This is a genomic window from Amycolatopsis sp. NPDC003861 (assembly GCF_053605405.1).
The window spans coordinates 1-20,914 of record NZ_JBSGJD010000123.1 but is presented as its reverse complement, the minus strand read 5'-3'; the positions used below and the strand labels follow the sequence as shown (position 1 = coordinate 20,914).

19 protein-coding genes are annotated in these 20,914 nt (G+C 74.2%); 11 read left to right on the top strand and 8 right to left on the bottom strand.

From position 1 onward, the window contains the following. Positions 1 to 182 precede the first annotated feature (182 nt). Positions 183 to 3,620, top strand: coding sequence for a caspase, EACC1-associated type (locus ACWEVN_RS27375; protein WP_452053205.1), 3,438 nt, complete (start codon positions 183 to 185; stop codon positions 3,618 to 3,620). A gap of 23 nt (positions 3,621 to 3,643) precedes the next feature. Then, complete coding sequence (locus ACWEVN_RS27370; protein WP_452053204.1) at positions 3,644 to 4,117, top strand: hypothetical protein; 474 nt, start codon at positions 3,644 to 3,646, stop codon at positions 4,115 to 4,117. A 4-nt stretch (positions 4,118 to 4,121) separates the two neighbouring features. Here ACWEVN_RS27370 and ACWEVN_RS27365 read toward each other — a convergent pair whose 3' ends face one another. From ACWEVN_RS27365 to ACWEVN_RS27350, 4 genes are all read right to left on the bottom strand, one after another. Then, the gene (locus ACWEVN_RS27365; RefSeq protein WP_452053203.1) at positions 4,122 to 4,340 is read right to left on the bottom strand and encodes a hypothetical protein; all 219 of its coding nucleotides are present in this window, start codon (positions 4,338 to 4,340) and stop codon (positions 4,122 to 4,124) included. Continuing rightward, entirely contained in the window at positions 4,337 to 5,050 is a 714-nt protein-coding gene (locus tag ACWEVN_RS27360; RefSeq protein WP_452053202.1) for a hypothetical protein, read from the bottom strand. The genes ACWEVN_RS27365 and ACWEVN_RS27360 overlap by 4 nt, the downstream gene beginning before the upstream one ends. Beyond that, the gene (locus tag ACWEVN_RS27355; RefSeq protein WP_452053201.1) at positions 5,047 to 5,364 is read right to left on the bottom strand and encodes a PadR family transcriptional regulator; all 318 of its coding nucleotides are present in this window, start codon (positions 5,362 to 5,364) and stop codon (positions 5,047 to 5,049) included. The genes ACWEVN_RS27360 and ACWEVN_RS27355 overlap by 4 nt, the downstream gene beginning before the upstream one ends. Positions 5,365 to 5,432: 68 nt before the next feature. After that, entirely contained in the window at positions 5,433 to 6,797 is a 1,365-nt protein-coding gene (locus ACWEVN_RS27350) for a hypothetical protein (RefSeq protein ID WP_452053200.1), read from the bottom strand. A 127-nt stretch (positions 6,798 to 6,924) separates the two neighbouring features. On the opposite strand from ACWEVN_RS27350, the gene ggt reads away from it, so the two are divergent. The 4 genes from ggt to ACWEVN_RS27330 all read left to right on the top strand — a co-directional run bounded on the left by ggt (position 6,925) and on the right by ACWEVN_RS27330 (position 12,345). Continuing rightward, on the top strand, positions 6,925 to 8,721 hold the full coding sequence (gene ggt, locus ACWEVN_RS27345; RefSeq protein ID WP_452053199.1) for a gamma-glutamyltransferase: 1,797 nt from the start codon (positions 6,925 to 6,927) through the stop codon (positions 8,719 to 8,721). A 782-nt stretch (positions 8,722 to 9,503) separates the two neighbouring features. Continuing rightward, positions 9,504 to 10,430 carry a methionyl-tRNA formyltransferase gene (gene fmt, locus ACWEVN_RS27340; protein WP_449688036.1) on the top strand — a complete coding sequence of 309 codons (927 nt, stop codon included), beginning with the start codon at positions 9,504 to 9,506 and terminating at the stop codon, positions 10,428 to 10,430. Further along, entirely contained in the window at positions 10,427 to 11,851 is a 1,425-nt protein-coding gene (locus tag ACWEVN_RS27335; protein ID WP_310975076.1) for an RsmB/NOP family class I SAM-dependent RNA methyltransferase, read from the top strand. The genes fmt and ACWEVN_RS27335 overlap by 4 nt, the downstream gene beginning before the upstream one ends. Beyond that, positions 11,848 to 12,345 (top strand): flavoprotein, encoded by a 498-nt coding sequence (locus tag ACWEVN_RS27330; RefSeq protein WP_452053198.1) that lies wholly within the window; start codon positions 11,848 to 11,850, stop codon positions 12,343 to 12,345. The genes ACWEVN_RS27335 and ACWEVN_RS27330 overlap by 4 nt, the downstream gene beginning before the upstream one ends. Before the next feature lie 102 nt (positions 12,346 to 12,447). On the opposite strand, the gene ACWEVN_RS27325 is transcribed toward ACWEVN_RS27330, so the two are convergent. The 4 genes from ACWEVN_RS27325 to ACWEVN_RS27310 all read right to left on the bottom strand — a co-directional run bounded on the left by ACWEVN_RS27325 (position 12,448) and on the right by ACWEVN_RS27310 (position 17,046). Beyond that, a complete protein-coding gene (locus tag ACWEVN_RS27325) occupies positions 12,448 to 13,536 on the bottom strand; it encodes a serine hydrolase domain-containing protein (protein WP_452053197.1) in 1,089 nt (362 codons plus the stop codon). A gap of 102 nt (positions 13,537 to 13,638) precedes the next feature. Further along, positions 13,639 to 15,033 carry an alkaline phosphatase gene (gene phoA / locus ACWEVN_RS27320; protein WP_452053196.1) on the bottom strand — a complete coding sequence of 465 codons (1,395 nt, stop codon included), beginning with the start codon at positions 15,031 to 15,033 and terminating at the stop codon, positions 13,639 to 13,641. 157 nt (positions 15,034 to 15,190) lie between these two features. Then, on the bottom strand, positions 15,191 to 15,850 hold the full coding sequence (locus ACWEVN_RS27315) for a response regulator (RefSeq protein ID WP_452053195.1): 660 nt from the start codon (positions 15,848 to 15,850) through the stop codon (positions 15,191 to 15,193). Continuing rightward, positions 15,847 to 17,046 carry a sensor histidine kinase gene (locus tag ACWEVN_RS27310; RefSeq protein WP_452053194.1) on the bottom strand — a complete coding sequence of 400 codons (1,200 nt, stop codon included), beginning with the start codon at positions 17,044 to 17,046 and terminating at the stop codon, positions 15,847 to 15,849. The genes ACWEVN_RS27315 and ACWEVN_RS27310 overlap by 4 nt, the downstream gene beginning before the upstream one ends. 182 nt (positions 17,047 to 17,228) lie before the next feature. Between ACWEVN_RS27310 and rpe the strand changes: the two genes are divergently transcribed. From rpe to ACWEVN_RS27285, 5 genes are all read left to right on the top strand, one after another. Then, a complete protein-coding gene (gene rpe / locus ACWEVN_RS27305; protein WP_449688045.1) occupies positions 17,229 to 17,900 on the top strand; it encodes a ribulose-phosphate 3-epimerase in 672 nt (223 codons plus the stop codon). Between the two features lie 79 nt (positions 17,901 to 17,979). Next, complete coding sequence (locus ACWEVN_RS27300) at positions 17,980 to 18,600, top strand: riboflavin synthase (protein WP_310975087.1); 621 nt, start codon at positions 17,980 to 17,982, stop codon at positions 18,598 to 18,600. After that, on the top strand, positions 18,597 to 19,919 hold the full coding sequence (locus tag ACWEVN_RS27295) for a bifunctional 3,4-dihydroxy-2-butanone-4-phosphate synthase/GTP cyclohydrolase II (RefSeq protein WP_452053193.1): 1,323 nt from the start codon (positions 18,597 to 18,599) through the stop codon (positions 19,917 to 19,919). The genes ACWEVN_RS27300 and ACWEVN_RS27295 overlap by 4 nt, the downstream gene beginning before the upstream one ends. Next, entirely contained in the window at positions 19,916 to 20,422 is a 507-nt protein-coding gene (gene ribH / locus ACWEVN_RS27290; protein ID WP_449688043.1) for a 6,7-dimethyl-8-ribityllumazine synthase, read from the top strand. Before ACWEVN_RS27295 ends, ribH begins: the two co-directional genes overlap by 4 nt. After that, positions 20,419 to 20,862 carry a PH domain-containing protein gene (locus ACWEVN_RS27285; protein ID WP_449688044.1) on the top strand — a complete coding sequence of 148 codons (444 nt, stop codon included), beginning with the start codon at positions 20,419 to 20,421 and terminating at the stop codon, positions 20,860 to 20,862. The genes ribH and ACWEVN_RS27285 overlap by 4 nt, the downstream gene beginning before the upstream one ends. Positions 20,863 to 20,914 lie beyond the last annotated feature (52 nt).

Here is a 20,914-nt window from a genome sequence, read left to right as displayed (position 1 = left end):
GGTTCCCGCGGCAGAAATGCGAACGGAATTCCGTGATGGATCCGATTTCGGGTGGGTGTATCACCCATTGTGGACGCAGCCGGTGGGAGAGCGCCGGAATGCTGTAACGCTGGGTGGCCGCGGAGAGATACTGCTCTGCGTGGGTGACAGCGGGAATGGCCGGCGGGCCACGGCGAGGCGGCGTGGCTGACCTGCGTGGTGCCCGCGCCCGGGCGGTCCTGATCGGAACCGGGTGCGCGACCGGGAGCCCCGGCGCCGACGGGCTGGACGCGATCCCGGCCGTGCGCACGACGCTCGTCGACCTGGCCGCGGTGCTGGTCGAGCGGTGCGGGATGGCGGCGGGCAACGTCCGGGTCCTGCTCGACCCGGCGCAGCCGTTCGCGTTCGGGGAGGCGCTCGCGGAAGAGACCGCGGCCGCGGAAGACGCGCTGCTGATCTACTTCTGCGGCCACGGGCTGGTTTCGCTGGACGGCGACCTCTATTTGGCCACGGCCGCGACCGACCGACGCGCCGGGTACCTGGCGCACACCGCGGCGCCCTACGCCCAGGTGCGCAACGCGGTGCTGGAAAGCCCGGCGCGCGTGAAGATCGTCGTCCTGGACTGCTGCTACTCCGGGCGTGCGTTCACGACGCTGGGGAACGCGGCGGGCACCGAGGCGACCGGGTTGTCGCGGATCCACGGCGGGTACGTCCTGACGGCGGCCGGGGCGAACGAAGCCGCGCTGGCGCCGGTCGGGGAGCGGCACACCGCGTTCGGCGGGGAGCTGATCCGCCTGCTCACCGAGGGCGATCCGGACGGCCCCCGCGACCTGACGCTGCAGCACGTGCACGCCTACCTCCGCGAAATGCTGCTCGCGCGCGGCTTTCCCCGTCCCCGCCGGCTCGCCACCGAGGTCGCCGACGGGTTCGTGCTCGCACCCAACCCGGCGTACCGGCTCGGTGCGGACCAGGACGGCCGCGAGGACTCCGCCGCCGCGACCGGTGCCACGGACGTCTGCCCCTACCGCGGGCTGGCCGCGTTCGACGTCGGCGACACGGCCTGGTTCTTCGGCCGCACCCGTGAGACCCGCGAAGTGCTCGACCGGATCGGCAAAGCGCAGCCGGGCGATCCGCCGCTGGTCCTGGTCGGGCCGTCGGGCGTGGGCAAGTCGTCGCTGATCCGCGCCGGGGTCGCGGCCGGGCTCGCCGGCGGCGACTTCGGTGGCGTGGAGCGCATCCCGGTGCTGATGACGCCGGGCCCGCGCCCGCTGTCCGCGCTGTACGCGGCGCTGGGCGACCGCGGGACGGCGCCGGTGCTGCTGGTCGTCGACCAGTTCGAGGAGATCTTCACCGAGTGCGCCGACCCGGAGGACCGGGAGAGCTTTGTCGCGGCCCTCACCGGCGGGCTGGGCGACGCCGTGGTGCTGCTGGGGCTGCGGGCCGATTTCTACCGGCACTGCCTGGCGTTCCCGGCCTTGCGGGAAGCGCTGGAGCGCAACCAGGTCCTCCTCGGCCCGCTTTCGGGCGACGAGCTCGGCACGGCGGTCCAGGCACCGGCCGCGGCCGCGGGACTGACCTTGCAGGCCGGGCTGGTGCCGATCGTCCTCCAGGACGTCCAAGCCCAGGCCGAAGCCCTCGCGGCGGACCGCGGCGACGGGCTCGACCTGCAGCAGGGCGAAGTGCTGCCGCTGCTGGCGCACGCCCTGCGCGAGACGTGGGTGCACCGCCGGGGGCGGCTGCTGACGGTCACCGGGTACGCCCGGTCCGGCCGGGTGGCCCGGGCCGTGGAGACCTCGGCCGAGCAGGTGCACGCCGGGCTCGACGAGCCGGGGCGCGCGGTGTTGCGCACGCTGGTGCTGCGGATGGCGGCGGTCGGCGAGGGAACGGCCATCACCCGCCGGCTGGTTCCGCGGGACACCCTGCTCGACGACCTCGGGCCGGGTGCCGAACCGGTGGTGGACGCCCTGGTCGCGGCCGGGCTGGTCGTCGTGGACGGCGACGCGCTCGCGCTCGCGCACAGTGCCGTCCTCCAGGCGTGGCCGCGGCTGCGGGCGTGGCTGGAGGAGGGCCGCCAGTCGCTGCTGGTCCGGCGGAGCCTGGCTGCTGCGGCGGAGCGCTGGCAGCAGGCGGACCGGCGGCCCGGCCTGCTGTACCGGGGCACCCGGCTGGCGCTCGCCGGCGAGCTGGCCGGACCGGACGAGCCGCCGCTGCCGGCGCTGTCGCGGGAATTCCTCGACGCGAGCACGGCCCGCCGCCGCCGGACGCGCCGCCGGCTGGTGGCCGTCGCGACCGCGGCCGTCCTCGTCGCCGGCTCGTCGGTGGCGATCCTCACCCGGGATCTGTGGTCCGGGCCTTGTCCCCGTGGGCTGCAGCCGTCGAACAGCGTGTCGTTCGGCGACGAGTGCGTCGGCGTCACCGACGGCAGCTACGTGTTCCGGCCGGAGCTGGCCGCGGTCGAACGCCGGATCGCCGAGGAGAACCAGCGAGTCGGCGGATCCGGGGTCACCGTGGCGTTCCTCGCCCCGTTCCCGGTGGCCGGCACGGGCGCGCTCACCGTCGACTCGATGCGGCACCAGCTCGAAGGCGCGTACACGGCCCAGGTCGAGGCCAACCGGGCCGAGCCGCGGGTCAAGCTGCTGCTGGCCAACACCGGCGCGTCGGGGGCCGCGTGGGAACCGGTGGTCGGGCAGCTGGCCACGAGCGGTCCGGTGGGGGTGATCGGACTGGGGATCAGCTCGGCGTCGACCCTCGACGCGGTCCGCGCGCTGAGCGCACGCGGCCTGCCCGTGGTCGCCGGGATCGCCACCGCGGACGACTTCGACGCCACCACCCTGCCGGGCGTGGTCCGGGTGCGGCCCGCCAACCGGCAGCTCGTGGCGGTGATGAGCCGCTACGTCGCCACCCAGGCGCAGTGGCGGCCGCGGGTGCTGGTCGCCGACGCGGACCCCGGCAACCTCTACGCGCGGTCGCTGCGGGCGGACCTCGCCGACCAGCTCGGCGGCCGGTCGAGCCCGCTGGAAACGTTCAGCTACCTCTCCGGGAACGCGTCGCCGGCCGGGTTCGCGGTCGTCACCCAGGGGATTTGCGCCACCCGCGCCGAATCCGTGTTCTTCGCCGGGCGCACGGCCGATCTCCCGGCCTTCCTGGCGTCGGTCGCCACCCGGTCGTGCACCGACCCGGTCGAGGTGTACGTCCCGGAATCCGTCGACGAGCACCTCGGCCGCGAACTGCGGGCCGAGCTCGCGGCCGGGAAGGTGTCGGTCACCGCGTTCGTCCCGGCCGGCTGGTCGGCGCTGGCCGGCCCGGACGGCGAGACGTCACCGCGGTACCAGCGGTACCGGGAAGCGTTCGCCGGCACCGGCTCGGACCCGGCCGGCGCCGCCGCCGCGGACGCGATCTCCCTGCACGACGCCCTGCTCACGATGGTGACGGCGTACCGGACCGCGCCGAAGGGCCGGTACTCCGCCGCGACGGCCGCCCGCACCCAGCTGGGCAACCTCCACGGTCCGCTGTCGGTTCCGGGTGCCGAGGAGGACCTCCGCTTCACCGAGCGCGGCCTCCCGGACCGGCAGACGGTCGGGATCATCCGCTACACCGAGGGCAAGCCGGGACGGCGCATCGCCATCGAGCACACCAGCTAGGAGTCCACTGTGGAGCATCGCGGATGAGCGCGGTCGCCGACCTCCGCCGGGCGCGCGACCTCGCGTGCGCGCTCGACGTGCCCCGGTTCCGCGACGACGCGCTCGACGTCGTCCTCACCCGCGCCCTCATCGACGCCGTCGACGTCGCCCTGGCGGCGAGCCGGACCGGCGAGCGCGTCCGGGCCCTCGACCGCCTCGGTGTCGCCGCCCAGGCCCGCGTCCGCGAACTCGCGATCTTCGACGACGACGAAGGCCGGCGGCTCGGGCGGGCGCTCCTCGGCTGCGTCACCAGCGCCCGGAACGCCGCCGTCGCGGGCCCGGCGACCCGGCGCCTGGTGGCGGCGGCCGTGGCCCTGGTCCCGTCGGCGCACCGGCGTCGCTACGCCGAGGAATTCCACGCCGAGCTGGCCGAACTGACCGGCCGGCAGCGGGCGGCGTACGCACTGCGGCTGGTGGCTGGAGCTTGGCGGCTGCGACGTGGCTTGCGCGGCGGGTGAGCCGTCACCGCCGCCGGAGCGCGCGGGCGGCCCCGCCGATGAGCGCGGTCGCCGCCACCGCGGCCGTTCCCAGGCTGCCCGAGGTCAGCGCCACGCTGACGATGATGCCGACCACGGCCAGCGCCAGCACGAGGACGAGCAGGGCGGTCCGGAACGTGCGGGCGCCGTCGTCGATGACGTGGCGCACGAGCGCGGTGTAGGCGTTGTCCGGCCGGCTCGTCACGATCGGCTCCGGTCCGGCCGGGCGCGGCGCAGGGCCCGGCGCAGCGACCACGCGTGCAGCAGCTGCCGGGCCGCGTAGCGGGCTTGGCCGCGGGGGAGGACGGCCGCTTCACCGCGGAACTCCTCCGCGAACCGGGGCCGCTCGGCGAGCGGCAGCACCTGCAGCGCCAGGCCCAGCAGGTTCCGGCAGACCAGGCCCGGCCGCCCGGCCGTCGCGGCGCCGCGCGCCAGCCGCCGGATGACCTTGGCGACCGCGACCCGGGCTTCCCCGACCGGATCGCTCCCCAGCGGCGAGACGTACTGGCGGGCGGCGTCGACCCGGTTGTGCAGTTCCGCCCGGGCGCGCCGGGTCGCCACGACCGCTTCCCGCGCCGCGATGACGGACTCCTCCCGTTCCCGGGTCCGGTCCGCGAGCAGGGCGGCCACGGCCTGGGCGTCCGCGGCCCACGCCAGGTGCACCGCGGTGTCGAAGTCCTCGGAGACGGCCAGGTCGTAGGCCAGGTCGAGCTGGGCGGCCAGCCGGCGGGTGAGTTCGCGCTGCGGGGCGAACGCCAGCGCCCGGTTCTTCGACAGCTCGCGGGCCAGCTTGCACGCTTCGGCCAGCTCGGCGACGTTGTCGTCCTGGCGCTGCACCTGTTCGAGCACGTCCGCGAGGCGCCGCGCCAGGGCCAGGTCTTCGGCGTCCCGGGCGGTCCGGTGGCGGCGTCTCATCGCGCACCGCCGGCCAGCCCCGGGCGCAGCCGCGCGAGCTTGGCCGCCGAGGCTTCGGCACGGGCGAGGGCGATCTGCGCGGACGTCACGCCGTCGCCGCTCAGGCGGTAGAAGCGCCGGCGAGGCCGGCCGGCCTCACGGGGATCGACGTCCTCCCAGCGGCTCTCCAGCCAGCCGAGGCCCTCGAGCCGGGCGAGGATGGGGTGGATGGTGCCGCTCGGCAGCTCGGCGGCGGCGCAGATCTCCAGCCCGTACATCTCCCGCGCCGGGTCGGCGAGCAGCGCGCGCAGCACGAGCTGGGTGGTCAGGGTCATCCGCGGAGCCATGGTCTAGTTCTACTATGGGGCCTAGGTAGAGCACAACCGTCAGTCGGGGACCGCGCTCAGCCCGGCAGCACCGTGCCGGGCAGCGATTCCACCGCGACCCGCGGCGATTCGGTGGACGCAGGCGGCGCAGCGCTGCCGGCACCGCCCGCGGCGGCCGTCGTCAAGGTGAGGACCTGGGCCGCGATCGCCTGGCGGCGGGCCTCGAAATCGGCGTCGGTCAGGGCGTCCGCGGCCGTCGGCTGGCCCAGCACCGGCGTGTGCAGGTGCCCGCCCGCCACCGACGTCAGCCCCAGGCCGAGGCGGACACGGTTGCTGCGGAACATGGATTCGTTCGACAGGTAGTTCCCGCCCCCGCCGGAGGCCGCGATCTCGCCGGCGGCCGGGGCGTCCGAGCGGCACACCGGGGTTCCGGCGCCCGGGTGGGCCAGGTCCGGCCAGACGCAGAACGCCGGGTTGAAGTTCACCGGGTAGGCGCCGGCCGGGGCGGCCAGCATCCGGTCGTACGGCAGGGTCGTCTCGATGAACTGGACGTCCGGCTGCGGCCAGCCCGCGGCCGGCGGCACGCCTCCGGTGACCGGCACGTTGTTGTTGTCCGGGAAGCCACCGCGCCAGGCGCCGGCCCAGCGTTCGATGTCGAACCGGCCCGGACGCCCCTGGCTGATCGTCATGATCACGTCCGGCCGTCGCGCGCGGTCGCGCAACGCCGTGCCGTAGGCCGCTTCGACGATGCCCGCGTCGAAGTAGCCCCACACGACCGGGAAGTTCACCGCCTGCACCACGGCCGGCCCCGACGGCGTGCTGAGGATCCGCCCGTCCAGTTGCAGGGCCGAGGCCCCGGCCGGGTTCGAGATCCGGACGCCGGAGCCGTCGAGCTGGAACGGGTCGAAGCCGCTCACCATGACCCGCCGCGTCTTCCCGAGCGGGAACCGGACGTCGTCGAGGCCGCGCGATCCGCGGTCGAACGCCGCCAGCAGCGACGTCCGCTTCGAGGCCGGCAGCGCGAAGGGCGGCCGCCACTGCCGGATCGCGCTGCTGAGCTGCAGCCGCGCCCAGTACAGCGGCCGGTCGTCGAAGCGGTCGAGGGTGCCGAGGCCGGGGGTGCGGCCCTGGGCGCGGTCGACCGCCGTCCGCCACAGCCGGGCCCCGGCCTGCATGACGACCCGCTCGGCCCGGCGCGGGGTGCGCGCGGCGCAGAGGTCGTGCTGGACGTCGGCGACGAAGGGGTCGAGCCCGGCCAGCCGGACCAGCTCGGGGCCGACCGCGGGGCCGCCGGCCGGCATCGTCGCGGTCAGCCGCTGCTCTTCGACGGTCAGCGGGACGGCGGTGTCGAAGCAGTTCGGTGCCGGTGCGGCCGCGGCGACGCCGGGGAGCACGAACATCGGCAGGGCGGAGAGCAAGGGGAGCAGGGCGGACAGGCGCACGGGTTTCCCTCCACGTTCGCTGAGCGATCTCCTCGGTCCAGTCTTGCGGCCGGGAGGGATTCCGAGAACCGTGCATAAGTCGGATGACGGCTTGAAGCTGCCTTGACCAAGGGGCAGACTCGCCCGCATGCCCGCGCACTGGAGCCGCACCACGCTCGTCCTGGCCGTCGCCGCCGTGCTCACCGCCGGCGTCGCCGCGCCCGCCACCGCCGCCACCCCCACGCCGAAGTCGCCGGTCGCCGTCGGCTTCGGGGGTGCCGTGGCCAGCATCGACGCCGACGCCACCGCGATCGGCACGCAGGTCCTGCGCGACGGCGGGAACGCCGTCGACGCGGCCGTCGCGGTCGCCGCCGCGCTCGGGGTCACCGACCCGTTCTCCGCCGGCGTCGGCGGCGGCGGGTTCTTCGTCTACTACGACGCCAAGACCCGCCGCGTACACACCCTGGACGGCCGCGAAACCGCCCCGAAGACCGCCGACCAGAACCTGTTCGTCGAGAACGGCCAGCCGCTCCCGTTCGCCGACGCCGTCACCAGCGGCCTGAGCGTCGGCGTCCCGGGCACGCCCGCGACCTGGGCCGAGGCGCTGCGCAAGTGGGGGACGCGCTCGCTGGCGAAGTCGCTGAAGCCCGCGGAGAAGCTCGCCCGCGACGGCTTCGTCGTCGACCAGACGTTCCAGACCCAGATCGCGAACAACGCGGCCCGCTTCTCGGCGTTCCCGTCGACGCGCTCGCTGTACCTGCCGGGCGGCGCGCCCCCGGCACCGGGGACGGTCTTCCGGAACCCCGACCTGGCCGCGACGTACGCGCAGCTGGAGCGGTCCGGCGTCAACGCGCTGTACCGCGGTCCGATCGGCGCCGACATCGCCAGGACGGTGCAGAAGCCGCCGGTCGACCCGGCGTCGGCGTTGAACGTCCGGCCCGGGAAGCTGACGACCGGCGACCTGGCCGCGTACGACGTGATCGAGCGCGACCCGACGCACGCGCGTTACGAGGGTCTCGACGTCTACGGCATACCGGCGCCGTCCTCGGGCGGGCTGACGGTCGGCGAGGCGCTCAACATCCTCGAGAACTTCGACCTCGAGCACGCGAGCAAGGCCGACTACCTGCAGTACTTCCTGGAGTCGACCCGCTTCGCCTTCGCCGACCGCAACCGCTGGATCGGCGACCCGGCGTTCATCGACGTCCCGGCGCGCGAGCTGCTGAGCCAGCGCTTCGCCGACAGCCGGGCCTGCCTGATCTCGAAGGACAAGGCGGCGACCAGCCCGGTCGCCCCGGCGGACCCGCGGCACCCGGCACCGTGCGCGACCGGCTTCGCGGCGGCGCCGACGCCGTACGAGGGTGAGAACACGACGCACCTGACGGTGGCGGACAAGTGGGGCAACGTCGTCGCGTACACGCTGACGATCGAGCAGGAGGGTGGCAGCGGCATCGTGGTGCCGGGCCGCGGGTTCCTGCTGAACAACGAGCTGACGGACTTCTCGTTCACGCCGGTGACCCCGGGCGTCCCGGACCCGAACCTCCCGGGCCCGGGCAAGCGCCCGCGCTCCTCGATGGCCCCGACGATCGTCCTCGACCACGGCCGCCCGTTCTTCGCGACGGGCTCGCCGGGCGGAGCATCGATCATCACGACGGTCCTCCAGGTGATCCTCGGCCGCGTGGACCGCGGGCTGTCGTTGGAGCAGGCGATCGCGGCCCCGCGCGCCTCCCAGCGCAACGCGGCGGCGGCCCAGGTGGAGCAGGCCTTCCTGGACCAGCCGGAGACGGCGGAGCTCAAGGCGAGGGGCCAGGGCTTCTCGACGGCCCCGGCGGAGATCGGAGCGGCCACGGGCGTGGAAAGGTTGCGCGACGGCCGCTGGCTGGCGGCGGCCGAGCCGGTACGGCGCGGCCAAGGGGCGGCGCAGGTGGTGTGGCCGGCGCGCTGGTAGGGCGGTGGTCGGTGCCCGCCTCGCGTGGTGCGGGGCGGGCTGGGCCGGGGTCTGCTGCGTAGGCGGCTCCGGCAAAGCCGGAGCTGCGTGGGCGGGTCCGGCAAAGCCGGAGCTGCGTGGGCGGGTCCGGCAAAGCCGGAGCGCTGTTTCAGCTTTCTCACCGGCCCGAACGGCACGCGGACGCCCAAACCGGCACCCCACCCAGGCCTGCCCCGCCACCCCGAACGGCGCGCGGCCCGCAAAACCCGCACCCCACCCAGACCTGCCCCGCCACTCCCAACGACGCGCGGCCCGCAGAACCCGCACCCCACCCAGACCCGCCCCGCCACCCCGATCCGAAGCCAGCACGCGGCCGGTGGTGCCGGGTCAAGGCACGCTTTCCCGCCTTGACGCGGTACCACCGGCCGTAGTGACAATCGAGCTTCGGGGTGGTGGGCACCTGGAGCCGCTCACCGGACGACCCGCCCAAGTCAGCGGCACCTCCGGGCGGAGACCCAGCCGGCAGACCCGTGTCCACGACGCAGCAGCGACCGACCTCGCCAGAGCCCCGCCCTCCCTGGGGGGCCGTGCCCTTGTCCAGCGTATCGATCGCACCCGACGAAAAGCCGGGAAACCCGCCACCCCGCCCCGGTTGTCCCCAGCACCACCCCGATGTGGACAACCCCCGCCTGAGCTGCGGCTCCGCACATCGGGGCACTGGCGCGCCCGGCCGGGAGGCGCCTTCTAGACTCGGCCTCGATGTTCCAGCCACCTGAAACCCTGCTTCCGCCGGGGGTGGGCCGATGAAGCTCGTCTTCGCCGGCACTCCCGATCCGGCGGTCCCCGCCCTGCGTGCCCTGCTCGATTCCGGGCGGCACGAGGTCGTCGCCGTCGTCACGCGGCCCGATGCGCAGGCCGGGCGCGGCCGCCGCGTCGTGCGGTCGCCCGTCGGCGCCCTTGCCGATGAACACGGCATCGAGGTCCTCACGCCCGCGCGCGCCGGTGATCCCGCCTTCCTCGCGCGGCTGGCCGAGCTCGCGCCCGATGCCTGCCCGGTCGTCGCCTACGGGGCGCTGCTGCCGCAGGCCGCCCTCGACATTCCGCGGCTGGGCTGGGTGAACCTGCACTTCTCGCTGCTGCCCGCGTGGCGGGGGGCCGCGCCCGTGCAGGCCGCGATCCGCGCCGGCGACGAGATCACCGGGGCCTCGACCTTCCGGATCGTCAAGGAACTGGACGCCGGCCCGGTCTTCGGCGTCGTCACCGAGGCGATCGGCGCCACCGACACCGCCGGCGCGCTGCTCGGGCGGCTCGCCGAGTCCGGGGCCAAGCTGCTGCTGTCCACCATGGACGGTCTGGCCGACGGCAGCCTCGTCGCGCGCGAGCAGCCCGCCGAGGGCGTCAGCTACGCGCCGAAGGTGACCGTCGAGGACGCGCGGGTGTCCTTCGCCGACCCCGCGTCGGCCGTCGACCGGCAGATCCGGTCGGTCAGCCCGGACCCGGGCGCGTGGGCCGAGTTCCGCGGGGAACGCTTCAAGCTCGGCCCGGTCACGGTGCTCGACGAACCCGGCCCGCCGCCGGGCGAGATCGTGGTCGAGCGCAAACGGGTGCTGGTCGGGACGGCGACGAAGCCGTTGCGGCTCGGCGAAGTCCAGGCACCCGGCAAGAAACGGATGGCGGCCACCGACTGGGCGCGCGGAACACGGATCGACCAGGGAGAGCGCCTCCGGTGAACGACCACAGGGAACGACGCCCGTCACGGCCGCAGCGGGGCCGGCCGGCCCCGCGCAAGGAAGGGCCGCGCCGCCCGCCGGAGGTGGACGCCGCCCGGCAGGCCGCGTTCGACGTCCTCGCGGCCGTCCGGACGAAGGACGCCTACGCCAACCTGGTCCTGCCGGACCTGCTGCGCGAGCGGCGGATCACCGGCCGGGACGCCGCCCTGGCCACCGAACTCGCCTACGGCGCGTCGCGGGCGCAGGGCCTGCTCGACGCCGTCATCGAGGCCTGCGCCGAGCGCCCGCTCAAGCAGACCGACCCGGCGGTGCTCGACGCGTTGCGCCTCGGCGTCTACCAGCTGCTGCGCACCCGCATCCCCGAGCACGCCGCCGTGACGTCCACTGTGGACCTCGTACGCGCGGAAGCCGGTTCGTGGGCCACCGGTTTCGCCAACGCGATCATGCGCAAGGTGTCCGAAAAGGACGAAGCGGCGTGGCTCGACGAGCTGGCGCCGGACGAGGCCGCCGACCCGATCGGGGCCTACGCGCTGCGCACCGCGCACCCGCGCTGGATCGCCCGCTCGTTCGCCGAAGCGCTGGGTGACAAGGGCGCCGGTCTCAAGGCCGCGCTGGAAGCCGACGACGCGCGCCCCGAGGTCCACCTCGTCGCCCGTCCCGGCGAGATCAGCGCGGACGAGCTCGCCGCGATCACCGGCGGCGACCCCGCGCCGTACTCGCCGTACGGCGTGCGCCTGCCGTCCGGCGCCGGCGACCCGGCCGACGCCGAGCCGGTCCGCGAGCGGCTGGCCGCGGTCCAGGACGAGGGCAGCCAGCTCTGCGCGATCGCCGCGACGAAGGTGCCGCTCGAAGGCACCGACGAACGCTGGCTCGACCTGTGCGCGGGTCCCGGCGGCAAGGCGGCGCTGCTCGGCGCGCTGGCCGCGTTGAGCGGCGCAACCGTCGACGCCGTCGAGAAGGCGCCGCACCGCGCGAAGCTCGTCGAGAAGGCCACGAGCGGGTTGCCGGTGAAGGTGCACGTCGCCGACGGACGCGAGAGCGGCCTGGAGCCGGGGTACGACCGGATCCTCGTCGACGCGCCGTGCAGCGGCCTCGGCGCGCTGCGGAGGCGGCCGGAGGCGCGCTGGCGACGTCAGCCGTCCGACGTCGCGGACCTGACGAAGCTGCAGGGCGAGCTGATCACCGCGGCTTACGAGCTGCTGCGGCCGGGAGGCGTGCTGACGTACGTCGTCTGCTCGCCGCACCTGGCGGAGACCGAAGGCGTCTTCGCGGAGACGGCGCGGCGGCTGAAGGCCGAGGTGCAGGACGCGCGCGAGTTCTTTCCCGGCGTCCCGGAGCTCGGCGACGGGCCGTACGTCCAGCTGTGGCCGCACCGCCACGGCACGGACGCGATGTTCTGCGCCGTGCTGCGCAAACCGTGAGGGACCTCGGGCTGGTCGCCGGCTCGTGCGGCGGGCTGGACACCCGGTTCGCCGCCGAGCTGGCCCGCCCCGCCGCCGACCGCGGCTGGCGGCCGGCGATCACGCTGACGCCGACCGCACACCGCTGGCTCGAGGCGACCGGTGCGCTCGCCGACGTCGCCGCCTGCACGGACCTGCCGGTCCGCAGCGTCTCCCGGCTGCCGGGCGAGCCGCGGCCGCACCCGGACCCGTCGGTGTTCCTGTTCGCGCCGGCGTCGGCGAACTCGGTCGCCAAGCTCGCGCTCGGCATCGCGGACAACCAGGCGCTGACGGTGCTGGGTGACGTGCTGGGCGCGCCGGGGATCACGGTGGTGGTGGCGTACCAGATCCAGGACACCCGGGCGCACCACCCGGCGTGGCAACGCCACCTCGACGCCCTGCAGGGCGCCGGGGTGACGCTGCACCGCTTGGACGTCCGGCGGCCGTGGACCGAGGCTCTCGACCTGCTGCCCTGAGCAGGCCGGCACAACCCGCGCGCGGGGGCGCCCCCCGTTTTCGACTCTACCGGCAGGCACCGACAATTCCGGGCCGCGAACGGAGGGTTCCCGCCCGCCGGCCTACGGGCACAACGCCGCTTCGGTGACCGTGAACAGCTGTGCCGAGGCGCCCGGTGCCGGGTTCTGGTTCACCACCACCGTGCTCCGGCGGCCGTGCGGGCCCACGCCGGCCAGGTTGGTGAAGCCCGGTATTCCGCCTTCGTGTCCCCAGAACAGCCCGCACGACAACGGGACGCTGCCCAGACCCAAGCCGTAGCGGGCGTTCGGTACGCCCAGGTCGGCCGGGACCGTCCGCTGCATCTCCGCCAGCTCGGCCGGGCGCAGCAGCCGTCCGCCCAGCAGGGCGCCGTAGAACCGGTCCAGGTCCGCCGGGGTGCTGACCAGCCCGCCCGCCGCTCCCGCGATCGTGGCGTCGAAGTCGCTGAAGTCCACCAGTTTCCCGCCCGCCGGCAGGTAGCCCACCGCGTGCGGCTCCGGCAGCTGCTCGTCGCCCCGGCGGGGCAGGTACGTGTCGCGCAGGCCCAGCGGCCGGGTGATCCGGCGGGCGATCTCGCCGCTCAGGTCACGCCCGGTCACGCGTTCCACGATCATCCCGGCCACGATGTAGTTCGTGTTCGAGTACGACCAGCTCGTCCCCGGCGGGAACAGCGGCGGGTGCTCCAGCGCGATCGCCACCAGCTCGGCCGGCTCGGCTCCGCGGTGCCGCAACGTTTCCGGGTCGCTGCGGTCCAGGTCGTCCGTGTAGTTGTAGAGCCCGCTCGTGTGCTGGAGCAGCTGCCGGACGGTGATCCGCCCGTCGGGCAGCAGCCCCGGCAGGTACCGGGCAACCGGCGCGTCCAGCCGCACCCGGCCTTCGGCGGCCAGTTGCAGCACGACCGTGGCGACGAACGTCTTCGTGACGCTCCCGGCCCGGAAGGAACCGTTGCGCGGGAACGGCTTTCCGGTCGCGAGGTCGCCGGTGCCGCTGCGCACGACCCGGGTCCGGTGACCGTCCTGGACGACGGCCTCGGCCCCCGGCACCTGCGTGGTGATCCGGTCCAGGCCCGCCTGGACCGGATCCGCGGTGGCGGCGAGTGCCGGCGCCGCCGTGGTCGCGGCCAGCAGCGCGGCGAGCGTGCCGGCGGTGACGACCCGCAATGACTTCCGCATGAGAAAACCCCCTGGTGTCTCGGAGTTCCCCACGCTAGGGAACTCCGGCACCAGGGGGCATGGGGCAGACCACCCGGGAGACCCGGGGGCCCGCCCCACCACTCAGCGCAGCTTCAGGGCGCGCTTCAGGGTGCCGAACAGGTCGGTCTGGTTGGTCAGGCCGACGATGTTGGCCGCCTGCGGGCCGAGACCCGCGATGCGCACCTGCGTGCCCGTGTGCGACTGCGAGCCGCCGGTTTCCGCCGTGCCGTAGGCCAGCGTCATGTTCGCGCCCTCGTTGGTGACCAGGGTCGCGGTCAGGCCCGGGGTGGCGGTGGGCTCGACGATCTGGCTGCTGTGGCCGTGGTCGGCGGTCACCAGCACCAGGGTGTCGGGGTGGCTGCGGGCGAACGCCGTGCCCGCCGCGATCGCCGCGTCGAAGTCGACCGTCTCGCCGATCTGGCCGCACGGGTCGGCCGCGTGGTCCTGCTTGTCGATGCTCGCGCCCTCGACCTGCAGGAAGAAGCCCTTGTCGCTGCGGCGGTCGTCGAGCAGCTCGAGCGCCTTGCGGGTCTGGTCGGCCAGCTTCGGCTGGGTGGCCGGCAGCTTCGGGTTCGGGGTGCAGCGGGCCGGCGCGGTGCCGCCGTGCACGGCCGCCGGGCCGGTCCAGTTGACCGGCATGTTGCCGTCGGCGAACAGGCCGAGCACCGGCTTGCCCTTCTTCGCCGCCGCCAGATCCGCCGCGGTGTTGACCACGGTGTAGCCGGCCGCCTTGGCCTGGTCGAGGACGGTCTTGCCCTTGAACTTGCCGGCCGTCACCGGCTGGTTGAAGTACTTCGCGCCGCCGCCCAGCAGGACGTCGGGGCGGGTCTGCACCAGCTGCTCGGAGATCGAGCCGAGGCCGCCGTTCTCCTTGGCGTTCTTCGCGCACTTCGCGGTCGTCTCGACCGGGCCCTTGCAGTCGCGGTTGACGACGTGCGAGCCGAGCACGGCCGGGGTCGCGTCCTGGACCTCGGCGGTGGTGACGTCGCCGGTGCGCAGGCCGTTGCGCTTGGCGATCTCCAGGATCGTCGGGACGTCGTTGCCGTAGGCGTCGACGGAGATGGCGCCGTTGTAGGTCTTGGTGCCGGTGGCCCAGCCGGTGCCGGACGCGGCCGAGTCGGTCACGTAGTTCGGCTTGGCCGGGTTGTTCTGCTCGACCGCGTAGGTCGTGTAGTCACCGGTCAGCGGCAGCTCGTCCATGGCGAGCCGGCCCGCGGCGCCGCGCTCGTAGTTGCGGGCGGCGGTGATCTCCGACTGGCCCATGCCGTCGCCGATGAACAGGATGACGTTGCGGGCGTGGCCGCCCTGGACCGCGGCGCGGACGTCGGCGGTGCGGTCACCGGTGCCGGCCGACGAGCGCGCGTCGGCGGTGCCGGAGCCGTTGGTGGCCAGGGCGACCGGAGCGGCGGCGACCAGCGCGGCGCCGAGCGCGCCCGCGACCAGCCACCGGCGGCGGCCGGCGAACAGCGAAGCCATGTTTCTCCTCGTTGGGGAACTTCGGGAGGTAAGCGCCCGGATTTCGGACACGGGTCATTAGTCCTCCCGCATGTGTGCCGTGGAGGGACTGAAGGTGACCGGAGGGTGGCCGCTGGCCGAACTCATGACTTCCCGCGGGTGACCGGGAGCACGTCGGTTAATGACCGCCGAGGTGCCCCGGCCGGACGACGCCCGATTCGTACGCTATGACCACTGCCTGGCTGCGGTTCCCGGCGCCGAGCTTGGCGAAGATGTTGCCCACGTGGGTCTTCACCGTCTCCAGGCTGATCACCAGCGCCGCCGCGATGTCCTGATTGGACAGTCCGGTGGCGATGAGCCGCAGGACCTCGGCTTCACGGCGGGTGAGCGTCTTCGCCGCCCGCGCGTGGACGCCGCCCGGGGGCCGTCCGCTCACCAGCCGCCGGATCGCCTCGGGGAACAGCAGGGACTCGCCGGCGGCGACCGTCCGGACGGCGTGCGCGATCTCCTCCTTGCGCGCCCGCTTCAGCAGGAACCCGCTCGCGCCGGCCAGCAGCGCCTCGTGCACGTAGTCGTCGTTGTCGAACGTCGTGACGACCAGGATCTTCGGGGGCTCGGCGAGCGCCGCCAGCACCTGCCGGGTGGCCTCGATGCCGTCCGTCCCGGGCATCCGGACGTCCATCAGGACGACGTCCGGCCCGGTCCGCCGCACCGCGGCCAGGACCTCGCCGCCGTCGGCCGCCTCGCCGACCACCGGCAGGCCCTGCTGCTCCAGCAGCGCCCGCAGCCCGGTCCGGACCAGCGGCTCGTCGTCGGCGAGCAGCACCGTGGGCGTCACGCGGCCGCCCGCAGCGGGATGGACGCGCGCAGCCGCCACTGCTGCCCGTCCGGGCCGGCGTCGAGCTCGCCGCGCAGGGCTTCGACGCGCTCGGCGAGCCCGGCCAGCCCGCGGCGCCCGGTCCGCGGCCCGTCACCGGGCAGCGCGTTGACGACCGCGATGCCGAGGCGGTCCGGCCCGGCCTCGACGCGGACGTCGACCGCGCCGGGACCGGCGTGGCGCAGCGCGTTGGTCAGGCCCTCCTGGACGATCCGGTAGCCCTCGCGCGACACCGTGGCGGGCAGCGCGGCGACCGGCCCGGAGACGGCCAGGCGCACGTCGAGCCCGGCTTCGCGGGCGCGCACGGCGAGGACGTCGACTTCGGCCAGCGTGCGCGTCGGCGCCTTCGCGGCCGGCTCCTCGCGCAGCAGGCCGAGGACGTGGTCGAGGTCCTCGAGAGCGCTTCGGGACGCTTCTTCGATCGTGCCGAGTGCGCGCCGGACCTGGGCCGGGTCCGCTTCGACCAGATCGGCCGCGGCGGCCGCCTGGATGGTCGACGTCGTCAGCGTGTGCCCGATCGAGTCGTGCAGTTCGCGGGCCAGGCGGTTGCGCTGCGCCAGGACCGCGGCCCGGCGTTCGGCCAGCGACGTCCGCTCGGCCGCGGACGGGCCGAGGAGCGCCGCCGCGCCGGTCCGGAAGCCGCGGGTGGCGCCCGCGGACAGCACCAGCGCCGCGAAGAGCAGCACGACCGCGAACGGGACCGTCCACCCGCCGAGCGGGACCTCGTCCCAGAACAGGCTGATGGTGTCCTGGCCGCCGGCCAGCCAGACCGCGGGCACGAGCAGGCCCAGGCTCAGGAAGGCGAGCACGGTGAGCAGGATGCCGCTCAGCGCCGTGTGCAGGGCCAGCCACAGGCCCGAACGCAGCCGCGAACCGGCGCCGGGGCGCCCGTCCGGGGCCGGGATGGCCGTGCCGAGCAGGGTGTTCGCCAGGCCGACGCCGAGCCGCCGGACCGGTCCCAGCAGGCCCAGCAGCCCCATCAGCACCGCCAGGGCGAGCAAGGCGAGCAGGGCCCGCACGCGGGAATCGGCCTCGACGGACACCGCCGCGGCGAAGGCGAAGGGGGAAATCGGCAGGGTGAGGACGGCACACGCGACGGCGTACGGCAGGCTGCGGTAGCTGCCGATCCGCACCAGGGACGCCAGGAATCCGGACATGCGGTCGAGGTTAGGGCGCACCGGTGCCCGGTGACCTCCCTCTCCGGAGCCAGATCCTGGTCACCACCACGCTTTCGGGGGTCCAGGTGGCGGAGCCCCCGGCCCGAGGCGAAGCCTCGGATGTCACCGGTTAGCGGGCGTTAGCGCGGTCCTCCTACACTCGGGACGTGGCAGACCGACCTTTGATCGCACCCAGCATCCTCGCGGCGGACTTCGCCCGGCTCGGCGAGGAGATCGCCGCCGTCGCGGCCGGCGGGGAGACCCGCGCCGACTGGGTCCACGTCGACGTCATGGACGCGCACTTCGTGCCCAACCTGACCCTCGGCCTGCCCGTGGCGAAGGCCCTGATCGACAGCACCGACCTGCCGATCGACTGCCACCTGATGATCGACGACCCGGACCGCTGGGCGGTCGGGTACGCCGAGGCCGGCGCCTACAACGTCACCGTGCACGCCGAGGCCGCGCAGGACCCGGTCGCGCTGGCGAAGAACCTGCGGGCCGCGGGCGCGAAGGCGGGCCTGTCGCTCAAGCCCGGCACCGCGCTCGAGCCGTGGCTCGACGCGCTCAAGCACTACGACACGCTGCTGGTCATGTCCGTCGAGCCGGGCTTCGGCGGGCAGTCGTTCATCGCCGACGTGCTGGAGAAGGTCCGCACCGCGCGCCGGCTGGTCGACACCGGGCACCTGAAGCTGATCGTCGAGATCGACGGCGGCATCAACGCCGACACCATCGAGCAGGCCGCCGAGGCCGGGGTCGACTGCTTCGTCGCCGGATCCGCCGTCTACGGCGCCGGCGACCCGGGCAAGGCGGTCGCCGCGCTGCGCGAACAGGCGGCCCGCGTCCGGGCCGGCTGACCCCGCAGCGGCACCGGAGAAGCCACCGGACCGCGGCGGGTGTTGGATGGAAGGACCGGCTCTCAAGGAGGCAGCGCACGTGTTCACCGGCATAGTCGAGGAGATCGGCGAAGTCACCGCGGTCGAGCAGCTGACGAACGCCGCCCGGCTGCGCGTCCGTGGCCCGCTGGTCACCAGCGACGCCGGGCACGGCGACTCGATCGCGGTGAGCGGTGTCTGCCTGACCGTCGTCGAGGTGGCGGGCGGCGAGTTCACCGTCGACGTCGTCAACGAGACGCTGGAGCGGTCGAGCCTGGCCAAGGTCGCGGTCGGTGACCGGGTCAACCTGGAACGCGCCACCCCGGCCGGCGGCCGGCTCGGCGGGCACATCATGCAGGGCCACGTCGACGGCACCGGCGTGTTCCTCGGCCGCGATGAGAACGGCGTCACGACGTTCGCACTGCCGGCGCACCTGGCCCGGTACGTGGTGGAGAAGGGCTCGATCGCGGTCGACGGGATCTCCCTGACCGTGGCCGCGGTGACCGCCGACCAGTTCAAGGTGGCGCTGATCCCGACCACCCTGGAGGTGACCACGCTCGGCGGCCGGGAGGCCGGCGACCTGGTCAACCTCGAGGTCGACGTGGTCGCGAAGTACGTGGAAAAGCTGGCCGAGGCGCACATCCGCGACCAGGTGCAGAATCAGCACGGAGGAGCGTCATGAGTGAGACGGCAGAGCCGGCGGCGGGCTGGACCCCGTGCGGCACCGGAGCGGTGTTCGACGCCGACGCCATCGAGCGCGCGATCGCGGACATCGCGGCCGGCCGCCCGGTCGTCGTGGTCGACGACGAGGACCGCGAGAACGAGGGTGACCTCATCTTCGCCGCCGAGAAGGCGACGCCGGAACTGCTGGCCTTCATGGTCCGCTACACCTCGGGGTACGTCTGCGTGGCGCTGACCGAGTCCGAAGCGGACCGGCTGGACCTGCCGCCGATGTACCACACGAACCAGGACGCGCGCGGCACCGCGTACAGCGTCACGGTCGACGCCGCCGAAGGCATCACCACCGGCATCTCCGCCGCCGACCGCGCGCACACGATCCGGCTGCTGGCCGACCCGGCGTCCACGGCGAAGGACTTCCGCCGCCCCGGGCACGTCGTGCCGCTGCGCGCCAAGGAAGGCGGCGTGCTGCGCCGGCCCGGCCACACCGAGGCGTCGGTCGACCTGGCCCGGATGGCCGGCCTTGCCCCGGCCGGCGTGCTCTGCGAAATCGTGTCGCAGAAGGACGAAGGCGACATGGCGCGCCGCGACGAGCTCGAGGTGTTCGCCGCCGACCACGACCTGGCGATCATCACCATCGCCGACCTGATCGCCTACCGCCGCCGCACCGAGAAGCAGGTCGAGCGGGTCGCCGAGGCCCGCATCCCCCTCGCCGCGGGCACGTTCCGCGCGGTCGGCTACGACTCGCTGCTCGACGGCATCGAGCACGTCGCGTTCGTCTACGGCGAGATCGGCGACGGCCAGGACATCCTGGTCCGCGTCCACTCCGAGTGCCTCACCGGCGACGTCTTCGGCTCGCTGCGCTGCGACTGCGGCCCGCAGCTGGAGGCGGCCCTGGAAGCGGTGGCCACCGAAGGCCGCGGCGTCGTGCTCTACATCCGCGGCCACGAAGGCCGCGGCATCGGCCTGCTGCACAAGCTGCAGGCCTACCAGCTGCAGGACGACGGCGCGGACACCGTCGACGCCAACCTCGCGCTCGGCGTCCCGGCCGACGCCCGCGACTACGGCACCGGCGCGCAGATCCTCTGCGATCTCGGCGTCCGCACCATGCGGCTGCTGTCGAACAACCCGGCCAAGCGGATCGGCCTGGAGGGCTACGGCCTGCGCGTCACCGGCCGCGTGCCGCTGCCGATCTCGCCGAACCCGGAAAACCTGCGCTACCTGCGGACCAAGCGCGACCGGATGGGGCACGACCTGGCCCAGCTGGAGCACTACGACCAGGTCGGCGCGGGTACCGAGCACCCCGACGGAGGAGCACTGTGAGCGGCGAAGGCCGTCCGGACGTCAAGCTGGACCTCTCCGACTGCAAGTCGCTGAAGCTCGGCATCGTCGCCACCCGCTGGAACGCGGACATCACCGACGTCCTGCTGGAGCGCGCCCTGGTCGCCGCGAAGGAAGCGGAGCTGGAGGAGGAGCCGACGGTCGTCCACGTCGCAGGCGCGGTCGAGCTGCCGGTGGTGGCCCAGGCGCTGGCCCGCAACCACGACGCCGTGGTCGCGCTCGGCGTGGTCATCCGCGGCGGCACCCCGCACTTCGAGTACGTGTGCGACGCGGTGACCGCGGGCCTGACCCGGGTCGCGCTCGACGAGAGCACCCCGGTCGGCAACGGCGTCCTGACGTGCGACACGCACGAGCAGGCCGTCGACCGGTCGGGCCGCCCGGGCTCGAAGGAGGACAAGGGCTACGAGGCGACGGTGGCGGCCCTGGACTCCGCGCACGTGCTGCGGAGCCTGCGCCAGCCGTGGACCGAGCGGGGTTTCCAGTGAGCGTCGCGACTTCGCTGGTGATCCGCCCCCGCCGGGCGACGATCATGTGCAGCGTGCTGGCGGTGGCGCTGCTGGCGGTGTTCATCGTGGTGGCGATCCTGCTGCGCAACGGCGACACCGGGGTGCGCTTCCAGCGCTCCGACCAGGCGGCGATGGTGGGCATCGGCATCCTGCTGGCGTGCGGGGTGATGCTGTTCGCGATCGCGCGCGTGCGGGCGGACGCGGAGGGCATCGAGGTGCGGAACGTGCTGATCACCCGCCGGTTCGCGTGGAGTGACGTGCTGTCGGTGAGCTTCCCGGACGGCGCGTCGTGGGCCCGGCTGGAGCTCCCGGACGACGAGTACCACGCGGTGATGGCGGTGCAGGCAGTGGATCGGGACCGGGCGGTGGAGGCGGTGCGCGCGCTGCGCAAGCTGCACCGCGCGGCCACCGGCGGCTGACGCGCGGCTTCTCATGCGCCCCAATGTGGCGTTCGGTGCGTCCAACGCACCG